Raw genomic sequence first — 18068 nt, forward strand, 5'->3', positions numbered from 1 at the left:
GAGATGATGGGCTCTGTCGAAAGATTGAACGGCCAATGTCTTTGTGGGGAGGTGAAATTCACCGCTGTTCCCGTAAAGATGGAAATGGACGTTTGCCATTGCAGCATGTGCCGTCGCTGGTCGGGTGGCGCGTTCATGGCTGTCAATTGTGGCACTTCAGTCGAAATTGAAAATGAGTCGGCACTCGCATCCTACAGTTCTTCGGAGTGGGGCGAACGTCGCTTCTGCTCGAAGTGCGGTTCGTCGCTGTTCTGGCGCGGTGTCCATGATGGAATGACGGTCGTTTCGATGCAGGCATTTGCCGGGCCGGAACGTTTTCATTTCGCCGAAGAAATCTTCATCGATAACAAGCCTGCAAATTACGATTTCGCCAACAAGACCCACCGGATGACCGGCGCGGAATTCTTGGCGGCGATAGCAGCCAAACAGGAAGCTGAACATGGCTGAGACTCAGGTCCGCAACTTTAATATTAACTTCGGCCCGCAGCATCCTGCTGCACACGGCGTTCTGCGTCTTGTTCTTGAACTCGATGGCGAAGTCGTGGAACGCGTCGATCCGCATATCGGTCTGCTGCATCGCGGCACCGAGAAGCTGATGGAAACGAAGACCTATCTTCAGGCTTTGCCTTATCTCGACCGCCTCGACTACGTGGCGCCGATGAATCAGGAACATGCTTATGCGCTGGCCGTCGAACGTCTGCTCGGTATCACCGTGCCGAAGCGTGGTCAGCTGATCCGCGTTCTCTATTCGGAAATTGGCCGTATCCTGAACCATCTTCTGAACGTGACTACGCAGGCCATGGACGTTGGCGCGCTGACGCCACCGCTCTGGGGCTTCGAAGAGCGCGAAAAGCTGATGGTGTTCTACGAACGCGCTTGTGGCGCGCGTATGCACGCAGCCTATTTCCGTCCGGGCGGCGTCCATCAGGACCTGCCGGATCAGCTCGTTGAAGACATCGGCAAATGGATCGATCCGTTTTTCAATACGCTCAACAATCTTGATGATCTGATCACGCCGAACCGTATTTTCAAGCAGCGTAACGTCGATATCGGCGTCGTGAAGCTGGAAGATGCATGGGCATGGGGCTTCTCGGGCGTCATGGTGCGTGGTTCGGGCGCGGCATGGGATCTGCGCAAGTCGCAGCCTTACGAGTGCTACAACGAGATGGAATTCGACATTCCGATCGGCAAGAACGGCGACTGCTATGACCGTTACCTGATCCGTATGGAAGAAATGCGCCAGTCGGCACGCATCATGCGCCAGTGCGTTGATCTTCTGCTCGGCAAAGAACGCGTCGGTCCTGTTTCCAATACCGATAACAAGATCGTGCCGCCAAAGCGCGGCGAGATGAAGCGCTCGATGGAAGCGCTCATCCATCACTTCAAACTTTACACGGAAGGCTATCACGTGCCTGCCGGTGAAGTTTACGCAGCTGTCGAAGCACCGAAGGGTGAATTTGGCGTCTTCCTCGTATCGGATGGCACCAACAAGCCCTACCGTTGCAAGCTGCGCGCTCCGGGCTTTGCCCATCTTCAGGCCATGGATTTCCTGTGTCGCGGTCACATGTTGGCTGACGTGTCGGCAATTCTTGGCTCGCTCGATATCGTGTTTGGTGAGGTTGACCGCTGATGTCCGTTCGCCGTCTCGCAGATGATGCCGTCCAGCCGGCTGGTTTCGCTTTCAATGCGGAAAACCAGAACTGGGCGCACAAGACGATCGCAAAATTCCCTGAAGGCCGCCAGCAGTCGGCTGTCATTCCGTTGCTCATGCGTGCGCAGGAGCAGGATGGCTGGGTTACGAAAGCTGCCATTGAACATGTTGCGGGCATGCTCGACATGCCGCTGATCCGCGTTCTGGAAGTTGCCACTTTCTATACGCAGTTCCAGCTGAAGCCGGTTGGCACGCGCGCTCACATTCAGGTTTGCGGCACCACGCCATGCATGCTTCGTGGTTCGGAAGCGCTGATGGATGTCTGCCGTCACAAGATCAATCACGACCCGTTCGAGCTCAATGCCGACGGAACGCTGTCGTGGGAAGAAGTGGAATGCCAAGGCGCCTGCGCCAATGCACCGATGGTCATGATCTTCAAGGACGCCTATGAAGATCTGACGCCGGAACGTCTTGCCGAGATCATTGACGCGTTTGAAGCTGGCAAAGGCGATACCGTTAAGCCGGGTCCGCAGGACGGACGCGTGACGTCGGAGCCGATCAGCGGCCTGACCGCGCTAACCGAAGATCTCGACTACAAGAAGGTCGGTCTCGAAACCCGCAAGGCATCTGATGCCGCTGCCGCCAAGGCTAAGGCCGAAGCTGAGGAGAAGGCAAAGGCGGAAGCCGCTGCAAAAGCTGCCGAGGAAGCAAAGAACGTTGCTCCGTCGAATGCTGCTTCAGTTGACAGCAAGCAGGATTTCAAGCTTGACGACAAGAACCGCCCGGAAGCGATTGCGCGTCCGGAAGCTGTTGACGATCTGAAGCTTATTTCCGGCGTCGGCCCGAAGATCGAGGGAACCTTGCACGAGCTGGGCATCTTCACCTTCAAACAGGTCGCTTCATGGAAGAAGGCCGAGCGCGAATGGGTTGATGGCTATCTGAGCTTCCACGGTCGCATTGAGCGTGAAGACTGGGTTAAGCAGGCCAAGGCTTTGGCCAAGGGCGGCGTCGAGGAATACATCAAGGTATTCGGAAAGAAGCCGGTATGATGACTTCGATATTGGCAAACACGAACGGAAACAGGTGAGACATGCTGGCTGATAAAGATCGCATCTTCACCAATATTTACGGCTTCAAGGATCAGTCCCTGAAGGGTGCCATGGCGCGCGGCCATTGGGACAACACCAAGGGCCTGATCGAAAAGGGCCGTGACTGGATCATCGACGAGATGAAGGCATCGGGCCTGCGTGGCCGTGGCGGTGCTGGCTTCCCGACAGGTCTTAAGTGGTCGTTTATGCCGAAGCAGAATGACGGTCGCCCGCATTATCTGGTCGTCAATGCCGACGAATCCGAGCCGGGCACCTGCAAGGACCGCGAAATCCTGCGCCACGATCCGCACACGCTGATCGAAGGCTGCCTGATCGCCGGTTGTGCCATGGGCGCGCATACTGCTTATATTTATATTCGCGGCGAGTTCATGCGTGAGCGTGAAGCGCTGCAGGCCGCTATCGACGAGTGCTATGATGCCGGTCTTCTCGGCAAGAACAACAAGTGCGGCTGGGATATGGACATTTTTGTCTCCCATGGTGCCGGTGCTTATATCTGCGGTGAAGAAACGGCTCTGCTCGAAAGCCTTGAAGGCAAGAAGGGCCAGCCGCGTCTCAAGCCTCCGTTCCCAGCGAATATGGGCCTTTATGGCTGCCCGACGACCGTGAACAACGTGGAGTCGATTGCCGTTGCGCCGACGATCCTGCGTCGCGGTGCGGCATGGTTCTCGTCCATCGGACGCCCGAACAATGTCGGCACCAAGCTGTTCCAGATTTCGGGTCACGTGAATACGCCTTGCGTTATCGAAGAAGGCCTCGGCATTCCGTTCCGCGATCTGATCGAAAAGCACGGTGGCGGCATTCGCGGCGGCTGGGACAATTTGCTGGCGGTTATTCCCGGCGGTGCATCGTGCCCGGTCATCAAGGGCGAAGACATGATGGATGCCATCATGGACTTTGACGGAATGCGCGACAAGAAATCGTCGTTCGGCACCGGCGGCCTGATCGTCATGGACAAGTCCACCGACATCATCAAGGCGATTGCCCGTCTGGCAGCGTTCTTCAAGCATGAAAGCTGTGGCCAGTGCACGCCTTGCCGCGAAGGCACCGGCTGGATGTGGCGCGTGATGGAACGCATGGTCAAGGGTAACGCACAGAAGCGCGAAATCGACATGCTGTTCGACGTGACCAAGCAGATTGAAGGTCATACGATCTGTGCGCTTGGTGATGCTGCTGCATGGCCTATTCAGGGCCTGATCCGCAATTTCCGTCCGGAAATTGAAAAGCGCATTGACGATTATACGCGCAACGCCGTTCAGAGCCGCAACATCCGCCTCGAAGCGGCTGAATAAGGCTGAAGCATTGTGTAGGGCAGCCCACTTCCCATGGGCTGCAATAGAGTTTGACATCTGGAAGATGCGGCAAGAGCCGCAGGTTTGGATAAGCGATGGCAAATATTAAGGTTGACGGCACAGAGATCGAAGTACCCGATCACTATACGCTCCTTCAGGCTGCCGAAGCCGCGGGGGCTGAAGTCCCGCGTTTTTGTTTCCACGAACGGCTTTCCATCGCCGGAAACTGCCGCATGTGCCTTGTTGAAGTGAAGGGTGGGCCACCAAAGCCAGCAGCATCCTGCGCTATGGGCGTGCGCGATCTGCGTCCCGGCCCGAATGGCGAAGCACCTGAAATTTTCACCAATACGCCGATGGTCAAGAAGGCCCGCGAAGGCGTGATGGAATTCCTGCTTATCAATCACCCGCTCGATTGCCCGATCTGCGATCAGGCAGGTGAGTGCGATCTGCAGGATCAGGCAATGGCGTTTGGTACCGATGGCTCGCGCTATCGCGAAAACAAGCGTGCGGTTGAGAACAAGTATATCGGCCCACTCGTCAAGACCGTGATGACACGTTGCATTCACTGCACGCGCTGCGTCCGTTTCACGACCGAAGTGGCTGGCATTTCTGAACTCGGCCTGATTGGTCGCGGTGAAGATGCTGAGATCACCACCTATCTCGAACGCGCAATGACGTCGGAACTGCAGGGCAATGTCATCGACCTTTGCCCGGTTGGTGCTCTGACCTCGCGCCCTTATGAATTCCAGGCTCGTCCGTGGGAGCTGAATAAGACGGAAACCATCGATGTGATGGATGCTGTCGGTTCGAACATCCGTGTTGACACCCGTGGCCGTGAAGTGATGCGCATCATGCCGCGCGTCAATGAAGCGGTGAACGAAGAGTGGATTTCCGACAAGACCCGTTTCATCTGGGATGGTCTGCGCACCCAGCGCCTTGATCGCCCATATGTTCGCAAGGATGGCCGTCTGGTTGCAGCATCATGGCCTGAAGCTTTTGCAGCGATCGCTGCCAAGGTTTCCGCTACCTCCGCTGACAAGATCGGTGCTGTTGCTGGCGATCTGGCTTCGGTTGAAGAACTCTATGCTCTGAAGAGCCTGATCGCGTCGCTTGGTTCAGCCAATATCGACAGCCGTCAGGACGGCGCAGCACTGGATCCAGCTTTGGGTCGTGCAAGCTATCTCTTTAACACGACGATCGAAGGCATTGAAAATGCTGACGCTCTTCTGATCATCGGTTCCAACCCACGTGTTGAAGCAGCTGTTCTCAATGCTCGTATTCGCAAGCGTCAACGCATGGGCCATTTCCCAATCGCTCTGATCGGCGAACAGGCTGAACTGCGTTACGACTACGAATATCTTGGTTCAGGTGCGGACACCCTCGCAGCCGTTGCTTCCGGTAAAAATGCATTCCGTGACGTGCTGGCAAAGGCTGAACGTCCGCTGATCATCGTTGGTCAGGGCGCATTGACTGGCGAAAACGGTGCAGCAGTTCTCGCATCCGCTGCAAAGCTCGCTCAGGACGTTGGTGCGATCAACGGTGAGTGGAACGGTTTCTCAGTGCTTCACACTGCCGCTTCCCGCGTCGGCGCTCTTGATCTCGGCGTTGTTCCGGGTGAGGGCGGCAAGGTTGCAGGCGATATGCTTGGCAATCTTGATGTTGTGTTCCTGCTCGGCGCAGACGAACTCGACATGACAGCCAAGGGTTCGAGCTTCGTCGTCTATATCGGTACGCACGGCGATGCCGGTGCACATGCTGCCGACGTGATCCTGCCGGGCGCTGCCTACACCGAAAAGTCGGGCACATGGCTCAACACTGAAGGTCGCGTGCAGCTTGGCAACCGTGCTGGCTTTGCTCCGGGCGAAGCGAAGGAAGATTGGGCAATCCTGCGCGCTCTTTCCGACACGCTCGGCAAGCGTCTGCCATTCGACTCGCTCGCACAGCTTCGCGCCAAGCTCTATGCAGACTTCCCGCATATGATGGCGATCGACACTATTATGCCCGGCTCCGCCGACGACATCGTCGCGCTGGCCGCAAAGGCAACCAACCTGGGCGGCGGCGCTGCGTTCGTCTCCCCGGTCAAGGATTTCTACCTGACGAACCCAATCGCGCGTGCTTCCGCTGTCATGGCCGAGTGCTCGGCGCTTGCGGCCGGCAGCTTCCAACAGGCAGCTGAGTAAGCGAGAGAGAGACGGAATAATGGACGGAATTTTTGCAGCTTACGTCTTGCCCGCGCTGATCATAGCGCTGAAGTCGGTCGTTCTGCTTGTCGTATTGCTGATCGTCGTGGCTTACCTGCTTTATGCGGATCGTAAGATCTGGGCAGCCGTGCAGCTTCGCCGTGGACCGAACGTCGTTGGCCCATGGGGTCTGTTTCAGGCCTTCGCCGATCTTTTGAAGTTCGTCTTCAAAGAACCGATCATTCCATCGGGCGCGAATAAGGGTGTGTTTCTTCTCGCACCTTTCATTTCCGCAGTGCTGGCAATGGCAACCTGGGCGGTCATTCCGGTCAACGAAGGTTGGGCAATCGCCAACATCAATGTCGGTCTGCTTTATATCTTCGCTATTTCTTCGCTTGAAGTTTATGGCGTTATCATGGGCGGCTGGGCCTCGAACTCGAAGTATCCGTTTCTTGGTGCACTTCGTTCGGCAGCGCAGATGGTTTCCTACGAAGTTTCCATCGGTTTTGTGATTGTCACGGTTCTTCTGACCGTTGGCTCGCTTAATCTGACAGATATTGTGTTGTCGCAGAATACGGGTCTTGGCACATCGCTCGGACTGCCTGCTTCGTTCCTCGACTGGAACTGGCTGGTTCTGTTCCCAATGTTCGTGATCTTCTTCATCTCGGCGCTTGCTGAAACGAACCGTCCGCCATTCGACCTCGTCGAGGCTGAATCCGAACTCGTGGCCGGTCACATGATCGAATATTCGTCCACGCCGTTCCTTCTGTTCTTCTTGGGCGAGTATGTGGCGATCACGCTGATGTGCGCCCTGATGACCACGCTCTTCCTTGGCGGCTGGCTGCCTCCGGTTGATGTATGGTTCCTCAACTGGGTTCCGGGCATCATCTGGTTCATGCTCAAGCTCTGCTTCTGCTTCTTCATGTTCGCCATGGTGAAGGCTTTCGTACCGCGTTATCGCTACGACCAGCTGATGCGTCTTGGTTGGAAAGTGTTCCTGCCGATTTCGCTCGGAATGGTTGTTCTGACCGCGACCGTCATCAAAGTCTTCGATCTGGTGTAAGGAGAAAGACAAATGGCTTCATTCGCACAAGCCGCGAAATCCCTCCTTCTCAAGGAATTCGTCGGTGCTTTCTTCCTCTCCATGCGTCAGTTCTTCGCGCCAAAGGCGACACTGAACTACCCGCATGAAAAGGGTCCGGTTTCTCCACGTTTTCGTGGCGAACATGCGCTGCGCCGTTATCCCAACGGCGAAGAACGCTGCATTGCCTGCAAGCTCTGCGAAGCGATCTGCCCGGCGCAGGCTATCACCATTGAAGCAGGTCCACGCCGCAACGACGGCACGCGCCGCACGGTGCGTTACGACATTGATATGGTGAAGTGCATCTATTGCGGCTTCTGTCAGGAAGCTTGCCCGGTGGATGCAATCGTTGAAGGTCCGAACTTCGAGTTTGCGACCGAAACCCGCGAAGAGCTCTACTATGACAAGGACAAGCTCCTTGCCAATGGTGATCGCTGGGAACGCGAAATTGCGCGCAACATCGCGATGGATGCGCCATATCGCTGATTGGTTTTGCTGAAACGCGGTTTCGGCATCCGGTTTGAAAAGCGGCAACAAGAGGGGAAAACCTCGCTTGTTGCTTGAATTTAAGTTTCGCGATTTTCGCGACAAACAAAGACTAAAGCGGGCAAAGCAATAGGGCTTTGTCCACGGAAAGGTGTTGGGGGATCCCCATGCTGACAGGTATTGCGGCAGCGTTCTTCTATCTGTTCGCCTTTATCATGATCGCCAGCGCGTTCATGGTGATTGCGGCGCGCAACCCCGTGCATTCGGTGCTGTTTCTGATCCTCGCTTTCTTCAATGCGGCGGCACTGTTCTTGCTGACGGGGGCCGAGTTCCTCGCCATGATCCTGCTTGTCGTTTATGTCGGCGCTGTGGCGGTTCTCTTCCTCTTCGTCGTCATGATGTTGGATGTCGATTTCTCTGAACTCAAGCGTGGTGCGCTGCAATATGCGCCGGTTGGAGCTCTGGTCGGTCTCATTCTGCTGGGCGAGCTGATCGTTGTGTTTGCGGGTTCGATGTTCACGCCCAAGCTGGGGCAGGGCTCGGTTCCGATCCCGGATCTCGCAGAACGCACCAACACTGCAGCCCTCGGTGACATTCTTTACACCGACTACGTTTTCAACTTCCAGATTGCCGGATTGGTCCTTCTCGTTGCCATGATCGGTGCGATCGTTCTGACGCTGCGGCACAAGCCAAATGTAAAGCGCCAGTCGATCCCGGATCAGGTTGCTCGTACGCCTGAAACGGCGATCGAGATCAAGAAGGTCGAAACGGGCAAGGGCATCTGAGGATAAGAATATGGAAATCGGTATTTCTCATTATCTGACCGTTTCAGCCATCCTGTTCACACTTGGCGTTTTCGGTATCTTCTTAAACCGCAAGAACGTCATCGTTATCCTGATGTCTGTCGAGTTGATCCTCCTCTCGGTCAATCTCAATTTTGTGGCGTTTTCATCAGTGCTCGGCGATATGGTCGGGCAGGTCTTCGCACTCTTCGTTCTGACTGTTGCAGCTGCAGAAGCGGCTATCGGTCTGGCAATTCTCGTTGTTTTCTTCCGTAATCGCGGTTCTATCGCGGTGGAAGACGTCAATGTTATGAAAGGTTGACGGGCAAATGCTCTATAACGCGATCGTCTTCCTTCCGCTTATTGGCTTCCTTATTGCCGGTCTTTTCGGCAATAAGATCGGAGCCAAGGCGAGTGAATACATCACTTCCGGCCTGATGGTGATCGTTGCGATCCTGTCATGGGTTGTCTTCTTTCAGATCCCGCTTGGCCACGATGCCGAAACGGTCCGTGTCCCTGTGCTTCATTGGGTGACGTCCGGCTCGCTGTCGTTCGATTGGGCTCTGCGCATCGATACGCTCACCGGCGTCATGCTGGTCGTGGTGAATTCGGTGTCGGCTCTCGTGCACATCTATTCGATCGGATACATGCACCACGACCCACATCGCCCGCGCTTCTTTGCCTATCTGTCGCTGTTCACCTTCGCCATGCTCATGCTGGTTACCTCGGACAATCTGCTTCAGATGTTCTTCGGCTGGGAAGGCGTGGGTCTGGCTTCGTATCTCTTGATCGGTTTCTGGTTCCAGAAGCCTTCGGCAAATGCCGCCGCGATGAAAGCTTTCGTTGTCAACCGCGTTGGCGACTTCGGCTTCCTGCTTGGTATCTTCGGTCTGTTTGCGCTGTTCCAGTCGGTTGATTACAACACGATCTTTGCGGCCGCTGCGAATTATCTGCCTGCAGAAGGTGCTGCCGATACCGGTGCGGTTGTTCTCAACTTCCTTGGCTATGAACTGCACAAGGAAACTGCGCTGACCGTTGTTTGCCTGCTGCTCTTCATGGGGGCGATGGGTAAGTCTGCGCAGTTCCTGCTGCACACATGGCTTCCTGACGCGATGGAAGGCCCAACACCTGTTTCCGCACTTATTCACGCGGCAACAATGGTGACCGCGGGTGTGTTCATGGTTGCGCGCCTGTCGCCGATCTTTGAACATTCGCATACCGCTCTTTTGATCGTGACGATCATTGGCGCAACGACAGCATTCTTTGCTGCAACCGTTGCGCTTGTGCAGAATGATATCAAGCGCGTTATTGCTTACTCGACCTGTTCGCAGCTTGGTTACATGTTTGTGGCTCTTGGTGTGGGCGCTTACGGCGCCGCCGTGTTCCACCTCTTCACGCACGCTTTCTTCAAGGCGCTTCTGTTCCTTTGCGCCGGTTCGGTTATCCATGCCGTGTCGGACGAACAGGACATGCGTCGCATGGGTGGTTTGCGCAAGCTGATCCCAATCACCTATTGGATGATGATGATCGGTACTGTTGCGATCACGGGTCTGGGCATTCCAGGAACGGTCATCGGTACGGCTGGCTTCTTCTCGAAGGACGCCATCATCGAGTCGGTCTTTGCGTCGCACAGCCTCGCTTCGGGTTACGCCTTCACGCTTCTGGTCGTTGCCGCGATGTTCACAAGCTTCTATTCATGGCGTCTGATTTTCATGACTTTTTATGGCAAGCCACGTGCTTCCGCTGAAGTCATGCATCACGTTCATGAATCGCCGCCAGTGATGCTCGTTCCGTTGATGCTGCTTGCTGTTGGTGCTTTGCTTGCTGGTTTCGTGTTCAAAGAATACTTCTTCGGCCACGAATATGCAGAGTTCTGGAAGGGCGCGCTTTACACTGCTCCGGGCAATGAAATCCTCGAACATTATCACCATGTTCCGCTGTGGGTTAAGCTGTCGCCGTTCATCGCAATGCTGATCGGTCTGGTTACAGCCTGGGTGTTCTACATCCGCGCTCCACACATTCCGAAGGCACTCGCAGAACGTCATCGCGGTCTGTACCAGTTCCTTCTCAACAAGTGGTACTTCGACGAACTCTATGACCTGATTTTCGTCCGTCCTGCACGTTGGCTTGGCCGCTTCTTCTGGAAGGTCGGCGACGGCAAGATTATCGACGGATACGGTCCTAACGGTGTCGCTGCACGCGTTCTTGATGTTACAGGTCGCGTTGTGAAGCTGCAGTCTGGTTACCTTTATCACTACGCATTCGCGATGCTTATCGGCGTCGCCGCGCTCGTCACCTGGATGATGCTCGGGAGCTCTCTCTGATGACCGATTGGCCAATTCTATCTACGGTCACATTTCTGCCGCTCGTCGGCGCCTTGTTGATCCTTCTCATCAAGGATGACAGCGAAGCCTCGCGTCGCAACATCAAGAATGTTGCGCTGCTGACTACGGTTTTCGTTTTCATTCTCTCTTTGGTTATCTGGGCCGGGTTTGATAATTCAAATCCGGGCTTCCAGATGGTCGAACAGGTTGACTGGCTCGGTGGTGGCATTTCCTACCACATGGGCGTTGACGGCATTTCGATGCTCTTCGTCGTGCTTTCCGCTTTCCTCATGCCTTTCTGCGTGCTGGCAAGCTGGGTCGCTATCGACAAGCGCGTCAAGGAATACATGATCGCTTTCCTTATTCTGGAAACGCTCATGATCGGCGTGTTCTGCGCGCTGGATCTGTTCCTGTTCTATGTCTTCTTTGAAGCGAGCCTTATCCCGATGTTCATTATCATCGGTGTTTGGGGTGGCAAGCGCCGCGTTTATGCGAGCTTCAAGTTCTTCCTTTATACGCTGCTCGGCTCGGTGCTGATGCTGATCGCGATCATGGCAATGTACTGGCAGGCCGGTACGCTGAATATCGTAGAACTGCTCAAGTACGATTTCCCTGCAGGCATGCAGACGTGGCTATGGCTGGCATTCTTCGCGTCCTTCGCGGTGAAGATGCCGATGTGGCCGGTTCACACCTGGTTGCCGGATGCGCACGTTGAAGCGCCGACAGCAGGCTCGGTCATTCTGGCCGGTATCCTTCTGAAGCTCGGCGGCTACGGCTTCCTGCGCTTCTCGCTGCCGATGTTTCCGCTGGCATCTGCCGATTTCGCACCGTTCATCTTTGCACTCTCAGCAATTGCTATCGTCTACACCTCGCTCGTTGCCTTGGTGCAGGAAGATATCAAAAAGCTGATCGCTTACTCGTCGGTAGCGCATATGGGCTATGTGACCATGGGTATCTTCGCAGCCAATGAGCAGGGTGTGCAGGGTGCAATCTTTCAGATGCTCTCGCACGGCATCGTTTCGGGCGCGCTCTTCCTTTGCGTTGGCGTGATCTATGATCGTATGCATACCCGTGAGATTTCGGCCTTCGGCGGTCTCGTCAACAACATGCCGAAATATGCCGTTGCTTTCCTCATTCTGACGATGGCGAATGTCGGTCTTCCGGGTACGTCAGGCTTTATCGGTGAATTCCTCACGCTGTTCGGTGTCTTCCGCGTCAATACGTGGGTTGCACTGTTCGCGACTTCGGGTGTGATCCTGTCGGCAGCCTATGCGCTGTGGCTCTATCGCAACGTGGTGTTCGGTGCGCTGACCAAGGAAAGCCTCAAGGGCCTTCTTGACCTCAGCCCACGTGAAAAGCTGATCCTGTATCCGCTTGTGATCCTCACCATTTTCTTCGGTGTGTATCCAGTGCCGGTCTTCGATGCGACCGCAAGCGCTGTGCATGCACTGGTTACTAATTACGACGCAGCGCTGGCAAATGCCGCTAGCGCTACGCTGGCGCAGTAAGTAAAGGCGTAGGCTTGATGCAAACCGACCTGATTGCTTCCCTGTCTCTCGCAGCTCCCGAGGTTCTCCTCGCGCTGAGCGGACTGGCATTGCTCATGATCGGCGTGTTCTCCGGAGAGCGCGCCTCAACCCTCGTCAATGGACTTGCAGTCGCTGTTTTGATCGCAGCACTGGCTCTTGTCGTGATTTTCCCGCACAACGGCACTGCTTTCGGCGGTGGCTTTGTAAGCGACGGCTTCGCACGTTTCATGAAGGCGCTGACATTGATCGGCTCCATCGTGACACTCGTCATGTCTGTTGGTTTTGCGCGTGAAGAGAAATTCGACAAGTTCGAGTTCCCTGTGCTGATCGTGCTTTCGACGCTTGGCATGCTCATCATGGTGTCGGCATCGAACATGCTGACGCTCTATATGGGCCTCGAACTCCAGTCGCTTGCACTCTATGTGCTTGCAGCTTTCAATCGCGACAGCGTTCGTTCGACAGAAGCTGGCCTCAAGTACTTTGTTCTCGGCGCGCTTTCTTCGGGTATGCTGCTGTACGGTATCAGCCTTGTTTACGGCTACACCGGCCATATCGGCTTTGCAGAAATCGCCAGCTCCATTTCCGGTGGTGAGCGTCAGCTTGGCCTGGTCTTCGGTCTGGTGTTCATTCTGGCAGGTCTGTGCTTCAAGATTTCCGCTGTTCCGTTCCATATGTGGACGCCGGACGTTTATGAAGGTTCACCAACGCCTGTAACCGCATTCTTTGCTGCCGCTCCCAAGATGGCTGCAATGGCTTTGATCGTTCGCGTGGTCGAAGGCGCTTTTGCTCCAGTGACACACGACTGGCAGCAGGTCATTACCTTCGTTGCAATCGCCTCGATGGTACTGGGTGCCTTTGCTGCTATTGGTCAGCGCAACATCAAGCGCCTGATGGCTTATTCGTCGATAAGCCATATGGGCTATGCGCTCGTTGGTCTGGCAGCCGGTACGGTTGTCGGTGTTAAGGGTGTTGCTCTTTACATGGCGATCTATCTCGTCATGACGCTTGGTAGCTTTGCTTTCATCCTGTCCATGCGGACAAAAGAAGGCAATGTCGAACAGATCGAAGATCTGGCAGGCCTCTCGCGTACCAATCCGGTTATGGCAACCATCATGACCATGATGTTGTTCTCGCTTGCAGGTATTCCGCCGCTCGCTGGCTTCTTCGGTAAGTGGTACACCTTCGTGGCTGCGGTTGAAGTGGGGCTGTATCCACTCGCAATCATCGGTATTGTCGCTTCGGTTGTTGGTGCGTTCTACTATCTGCGCATGATCAAGATCATGTGGTTCGATGAGCCGGTAACGACCTTCGTTCCAGCAGCAATCGAACTTCGTCTGGTCCTACTCGCTTCCGGTGCATTCGTTCTGTTCTACGGATTTATCGGTGGCTGGCTCGGTGGCTTGGCTGAAACTGCAGCGAAGACGTTCTTCTGAGCATGACAATGAATAAAGCCGCAGGTGATGGCATGGGTTTCACGCTGGCACCTGCGGCTTTAGCAGACGGGTATAGACTGGAGTTTTTCCCAGTCATTGGTTCTACAAATGCAGAGGCGCTTGCGCGGGCTAATGCCGGTGATGCAGGGCGCCTCTGGTTCGTTTCTCCCAAGCAGGAAAGCGGACGCGGACGACGCGGTCGTACTTGGACTGCGCCGGAAGGCAATCTCGCAGCAACATTGCTTCTGGTCGATCGATTCGATCCCAAGATTGCCGCTACTTTAGGTTTTGTGGCTGGTTTGGCTCTGGTGGATGCCGTTGATGCGGTTTTGCCATCGACTGTTGCGACCCGCGTGAACGTCGCGCTTAAATGGCCGAACGACGTTCTCGTTGACGGTGCAAAACTTTCCGGCATTCTTCTTGAATCGACGTTGTTGGCCGAAGGCCTGTTTGGCCTTGCTGTCGGTATGGGCACGAATGTCGTGGCCGCTCCTGACGGCTTGCCTTATGCAGCGACTTCGATCAGCGCATTAGGTAGCAATGCTGATGCTGCGACGTTGTTCTTGGCGCTATCTGATGCGTGGTGCCATTATTTTCGAATTTGGGATGATGGGCGCGGTCTCAACACGATCCGAGAGCTTTGGCTCAAGCGCGCGCATGGTCTTGGTCAGCCCGTTGTCATGCAATTGAATGGCCGCATTGTCGAAGGCGTTTTTGAAACTATTGATTCGGATTGCCGTCTTGTCATTCGTGAAGACGACGGAACGCGCGTCCCGGTGACCGCAGGCGATGTTTATTTTGGAACAGCAGCATCAGTTAAAGCCGTTTCCTGACAGGTTATGTGTGCAAAATACGCTTAAGTTGATGCCGTTCCATGCTTGCAAACTATCGGCAGCCGGTTCAACAGGGACATAATCAGAGCATGTCTTCTAAAAGCGGGAGCCGGGTTTTCCGGTCAGGACATGTGGAAGAATGAAAGTTTGCGGCGCATCCCTCCGAAAAGTGATAGACACTTTTTCTACAGGATGTGCGTTAAATCAAAAAGTTAGAGCGTAAAGCTGAATCAATTCGGCAAGTCGGCACTCTAAAACGAAGTTAGAACAGGGAGGCATTATGCCCCGCTCACCATCGACCCAATTTGTCTTCCTGCCTCTCGGCGGCGTCGGCGAAATCGGTATGAACCTGGCTATGTATGGCTTTGGTCCAGAAGATAATCGTGAATGGATTGTGGTCGACATGGGCGTAAGCTTTGCCGGACCTGAACATCCCGGCGCGGATCTGATCCTGCCTGATATTCGTTTTCTCGAGGCTGAGAAGAACAATCTGCGCGGTATCATCATTACACATGCGCACGAAGACCATTATGGTGCACTGCTCGACCTTTGGCCGCGCCTGAAAGCTCCGGTCTATGCGACGCCATTCACGGCAGGTCTGCTTGAAGCGAAACGCCAGTCTGAATCTGGTGCACCCGAAATTCCGATTACGATATTCAAAGCTGGCGAAAGTTTCGAGGTCGGTTCTTTCAAGCTCGAAGCAATTGCCGTAACGCACTCGATTCCTGAGCCTGTTTCGCTTGCGATCACCACGCCGCTCGGCACGGTTGTTCATACGGGCGATTGGAAGATGGACCCTGATCCCTCAATGGGGCCGCTGATCGACGAAGCGCGGTTCCGCGCAATCGGCGATCGGGGGGTTCTGGCGCTGATCTGCGATTCCACCAACGCGATGCGCGAAGGTGAATCTCCATCCGAGCGCGAAGTCGGCGATAGCCTGCGCGAACTGATTGAAAACGCCCGCGGTCGCGTGGCGATTACGACTTTCTCGTCGAATGTTGGTCGTATCCGCTCAATTACCGAAGCTGCACGCGATGCCGGCCGTCAGGTGCTGGTGGTGGGCCGCTCAATGAAGCGCACAATCGCCGTGGCAACCGAGCTTGGTTATATGGAAGGCCTGCCAGAATTTCTCAGCGAAGACGATTACGGCTATATTCCGCGTGAAAATGTCGTGATGATCCTGACGGGCAGTCAGGGCGAGCCGCGTGCAGCGCTTGCGAAACTTGCGCGTGATGAAATGCGCAGCATTGCGCTTTCGGCTGGTGATACGGTTATTTTCTCGTCGCGTCCGATTCCGGGTAACGAGAAAGCCATTCTCGACATCAAGAACAAGCTTATCGATCAGGGTATCAAGCTGATCAGCGATGATGACGCACTTGTGCATGTTTCCGGCCATCCGCGCCGCAGTGAATTGAAGCGCATGTATTCCTGGGTACGCCCGAGAATTCTCGTGCCGGTGCACGGCGAAGCCGCACATCTGGTGGCTCAAGGGTCACTCGGTGCAATGGAAGGTATCGAAGAGATCGCGCAGGTTCGCGATGGCGATATGCTGCGCCTTGCACCAGGTAAGGCAGAAATCATCGATGAGGCGCCGGTTGGCCGTATCTACAAGGATGGCAAGCTGATTGGTGACGAAGACGAGATCGGCATGGTTGAGCGTCGTAAGCTGGCCTTTGTCGGCCATGTCGCCGTTTCTGTTCTGCTTGACCGCGATTTCAAGATTATGGATGAACCGGATCTCGTCGCTTTCGGTCTTCCAGAGGAAGACGGGCAGGGCGATCTGATGGAAGATATCCTGCTTGATGCTGCTATCGAGGCTATCGACAGCATTCCGCGCGCGCGCCGTAAGGATCTGGAAGTGGTTCGTGAATCGGTTCGTCGTGCTGTTCGCGCTGCGACAAATGAGGCATGGGGCAAAAAGCCGGTAGTGACGGTGTTTCTCAACCGGATAAAGTGATTCAAACGTCGGGAGGAGGAACACTGATGCTTGAACGCCTGAACCACGTCGCAATTGCGGTGCCGGATATAAAGGCTGCCTCTGCGCTTTACAGCAGCCAATTGGGCGCGAAAGTGACCGCGCCACAAGCCTTGCCCGAGCATGGTGTCACGGTGGTCTTTATCGATGTTGGTAATACCAAGATCGAACTGCTTGAGCCTTTGGGTGAGGGATCACCCATTGCTTCCTTCCTCGAAAAGAACCCATCTGGCGGCATGCATCACCTCTGCTATGAGGTTGCGGATATCATCGCTGCCAGAGATCATCTCAAAGCCGAAGGCGCACGGGTACTAGGTAATGGTGAGCCGAAGATTGGTGCACACGGCAAGCCCGTTCTGTTTTTGCATCCCAAGGACTTTAATGGGACACTGATTGAACTGGAGGAGGTATAATCATGTCCTGGGTTTCGGGCATTGCGATTTATTTTGTCATCTGGTGGACGACGCTTTTCGCGCTTTTGCCTGTCGGGCTACGAACGCAAGCAGAAGAAAATGATGTCACCCTCGGTACGGTTGCCAGCGCTCCTGCGAAGCCACGCATCGGACTCGCATTTCTGCGAACAACCTTAGTGGCTACGGCTATCTTCGGCCTTTACTATTACATGACGCAGGTTAAAGGTTTCGGCCTTGACGATATCCCGCACTTCTTCCCCGATCTGAAGTAAAAGCGGTCGTTCCATCATACTTATTTTTCTGATTTGACGGAGCGGTGCCTAAAAATTAGGCGCCGTTTTGCGTTGGGCAGTGGGCGCATTTTATTGAGAGTATGCCGTGAATCTAAAACTTACTATTTCAGCATAACTGTTTGAATAAATAGACAATTAGCGATGCGAGATACTCCATTTTTATGGAGATTTTTCGAAATGGATGCGCGCCAAATTTGCGCTTGGCGCATAGCGCTGACCATCATTGCAACTGAAAAATAATTAGAAAATCAACGACTTGTGTCGCGAATTAGATCTCTGCAGCCGGTGGTCACATTAAAGCCAAAAAAAAAGCAAGGCTTGCGCCTTGCTAGTCGAATACGCGTTCGACCCGTTTCCATTTTACTGGCGGCGGCGGAATTTCGCGCCTGGATCCATCCTCCCAAGACTTTGACCGCGTGAGACAACGGTTTCATTCCGTTGCTGGACTTATTGATGAAAAAAATAGCGGACTGCACAGCTTTTGTCACCAAAAATCTTTCAAGCAGTCATATTTCCTTCGCATTTTTTTCTGTTCTAGTATCTTAGATACATAATACATTGAAAATTAAAGTGAATCCTCGAATGACCTTTAAGGTCCGCTTTTAATACGAGCATCAATGATGGTTGTGGACGGTAAAAAAGCTGCTCAGTAAAGCGAGACGGAGCGGGTTTTCAACAGCGGCATAACCC

Annotated in this window: 16 protein-coding genes; all 16 read left to right on the plus strand. The window is 54.6% G+C overall.

The genetic code is table 11. The features are described 5' to 3' along the window. Positions 1-6 precede the first annotated feature (6 nt). The 16 genes from CEV33_RS18665 to CEV33_RS18740 all read left to right on the plus strand — a co-directional run bounded on the left by CEV33_RS18665 (position 7) and on the right by CEV33_RS18740 (position 17357). Positions 7-447, plus strand: coding sequence for a GFA family protein (locus CEV33_RS18665; RefSeq protein ID WP_094541904.1), 441 nt, complete (start codon positions 7-9; stop codon positions 445-447). Further along, the gene (locus CEV33_RS18670; protein WP_094541905.1) at positions 440-1630 is read left to right on the plus strand and encodes an NADH-quinone oxidoreductase subunit D; all 1191 of its coding nucleotides are present in this window, start codon (positions 440-442) and stop codon (positions 1628-1630) included. Before CEV33_RS18665 ends, CEV33_RS18670 begins: the two co-directional genes overlap by 8 nt. Next, complete coding sequence (nuoE, locus tag CEV33_RS18675; protein WP_094541906.1) at positions 1630-2700, plus strand: NADH-quinone oxidoreductase subunit NuoE; 1071 nt, start codon at positions 1630-1632, stop codon at positions 2698-2700. Before CEV33_RS18670 ends, nuoE begins: the two co-directional genes overlap by 1 nt. 41 nt (positions 2701-2741) lie before the next feature. Next, a complete protein-coding gene (gene nuoF, locus CEV33_RS18680) occupies positions 2742-4049 on the plus strand; it encodes an NADH-quinone oxidoreductase subunit NuoF (protein ID WP_024897480.1) in 1308 nt (435 codons plus the stop codon). A gap of 95 nt (positions 4050-4144) precedes the next feature. After that, on the plus strand, positions 4145-6229 hold the full coding sequence (nuoG, locus tag CEV33_RS18685; protein ID WP_094541907.1) for an NADH-quinone oxidoreductase subunit NuoG: 2085 nt from the start codon (positions 4145-4147) through the stop codon (positions 6227-6229). 19 nt (positions 6230-6248) lie between these two features. Further along, on the plus strand, positions 6249-7292 hold the full coding sequence (gene nuoH / locus CEV33_RS18690) for an NADH-quinone oxidoreductase subunit NuoH (RefSeq protein ID WP_094541908.1): 1044 nt from the start codon (positions 6249-6251) through the stop codon (positions 7290-7292). Positions 7293-7304: 12 nt separating this feature from the next. Then, on the plus strand, positions 7305-7796 hold the full coding sequence (gene nuoI, locus CEV33_RS18695) for an NADH-quinone oxidoreductase subunit NuoI (RefSeq protein ID WP_007874549.1): 492 nt from the start codon (positions 7305-7307) through the stop codon (positions 7794-7796). Between the two features lie 167 nt (positions 7797-7963). Next, complete coding sequence (locus CEV33_RS18700) at positions 7964-8581, plus strand: NADH-quinone oxidoreductase subunit J (RefSeq protein WP_024897483.1); 618 nt, start codon at positions 7964-7966, stop codon at positions 8579-8581. 10 nt (positions 8582-8591) lie between these two features. Next, the gene (gene nuoK, locus CEV33_RS18705) at positions 8592-8900 is read left to right on the plus strand and encodes an NADH-quinone oxidoreductase subunit NuoK (RefSeq protein WP_007874552.1); all 309 of its coding nucleotides are present in this window, start codon (positions 8592-8594) and stop codon (positions 8898-8900) included. Between the two features lie 7 nt (positions 8901-8907). Continuing rightward, entirely contained in the window at positions 8908-10902 is a 1995-nt protein-coding gene (gene nuoL, locus CEV33_RS18710) for an NADH-quinone oxidoreductase subunit L (RefSeq protein ID WP_094541909.1), read from the plus strand. Continuing rightward, entirely contained in the window at positions 10902-12410 is a 1509-nt protein-coding gene (locus tag CEV33_RS18715) for an NADH-quinone oxidoreductase subunit M (protein ID WP_094541910.1), read from the plus strand. The genes nuoL and CEV33_RS18715 overlap by 1 nt, the downstream gene beginning before the upstream one ends. 17 nt (positions 12411-12427) lie before the next feature. Next, positions 12428-13864 (plus strand): NADH-quinone oxidoreductase subunit NuoN, encoded by a 1437-nt coding sequence (gene nuoN, locus CEV33_RS18720; RefSeq protein WP_094541911.1) that lies wholly within the window; start codon positions 12428-12430, stop codon positions 13862-13864. A gap of 32 nt (positions 13865-13896) precedes the next feature. Next, positions 13897-14697 carry a biotin--[acetyl-CoA-carboxylase] ligase gene (locus tag CEV33_RS18725; protein WP_094542077.1) on the plus strand — a complete coding sequence of 267 codons (801 nt, stop codon included), beginning with the start codon at positions 13897-13899 and terminating at the stop codon, positions 14695-14697. Positions 14698-14977: 280 nt separating this feature from the next. Next, positions 14978-16654, plus strand: a complete 1677-nt coding sequence (locus CEV33_RS18730; RefSeq protein ID WP_094541912.1) for a ribonuclease J — start codon at positions 14978-14980, stop codon at positions 16652-16654. A gap of 26 nt (positions 16655-16680) precedes the next feature. Further along, positions 16681-17085 (plus strand): methylmalonyl-CoA epimerase, encoded by a 405-nt coding sequence (gene mce, locus CEV33_RS18735; protein WP_094541913.1) that lies wholly within the window; start codon positions 16681-16683, stop codon positions 17083-17085. A 2-nt stretch (positions 17086-17087) separates the two neighbouring features. Continuing rightward, positions 17088-17357: a DUF1467 family protein gene (locus CEV33_RS18740; RefSeq protein WP_024897490.1), complete on the plus strand. Its 270-nt coding sequence runs from the start codon at positions 17088-17090 to the stop codon at positions 17355-17357. Positions 17358-18068 lie beyond the last annotated feature (711 nt).

The sequence above is a fragment of the Brucella grignonensis genome (assembly GCF_002252505.1).
GTDB lineage: Bacteria > Pseudomonadota > Alphaproteobacteria > Rhizobiales > Rhizobiaceae > Brucella > Brucella grignonensis.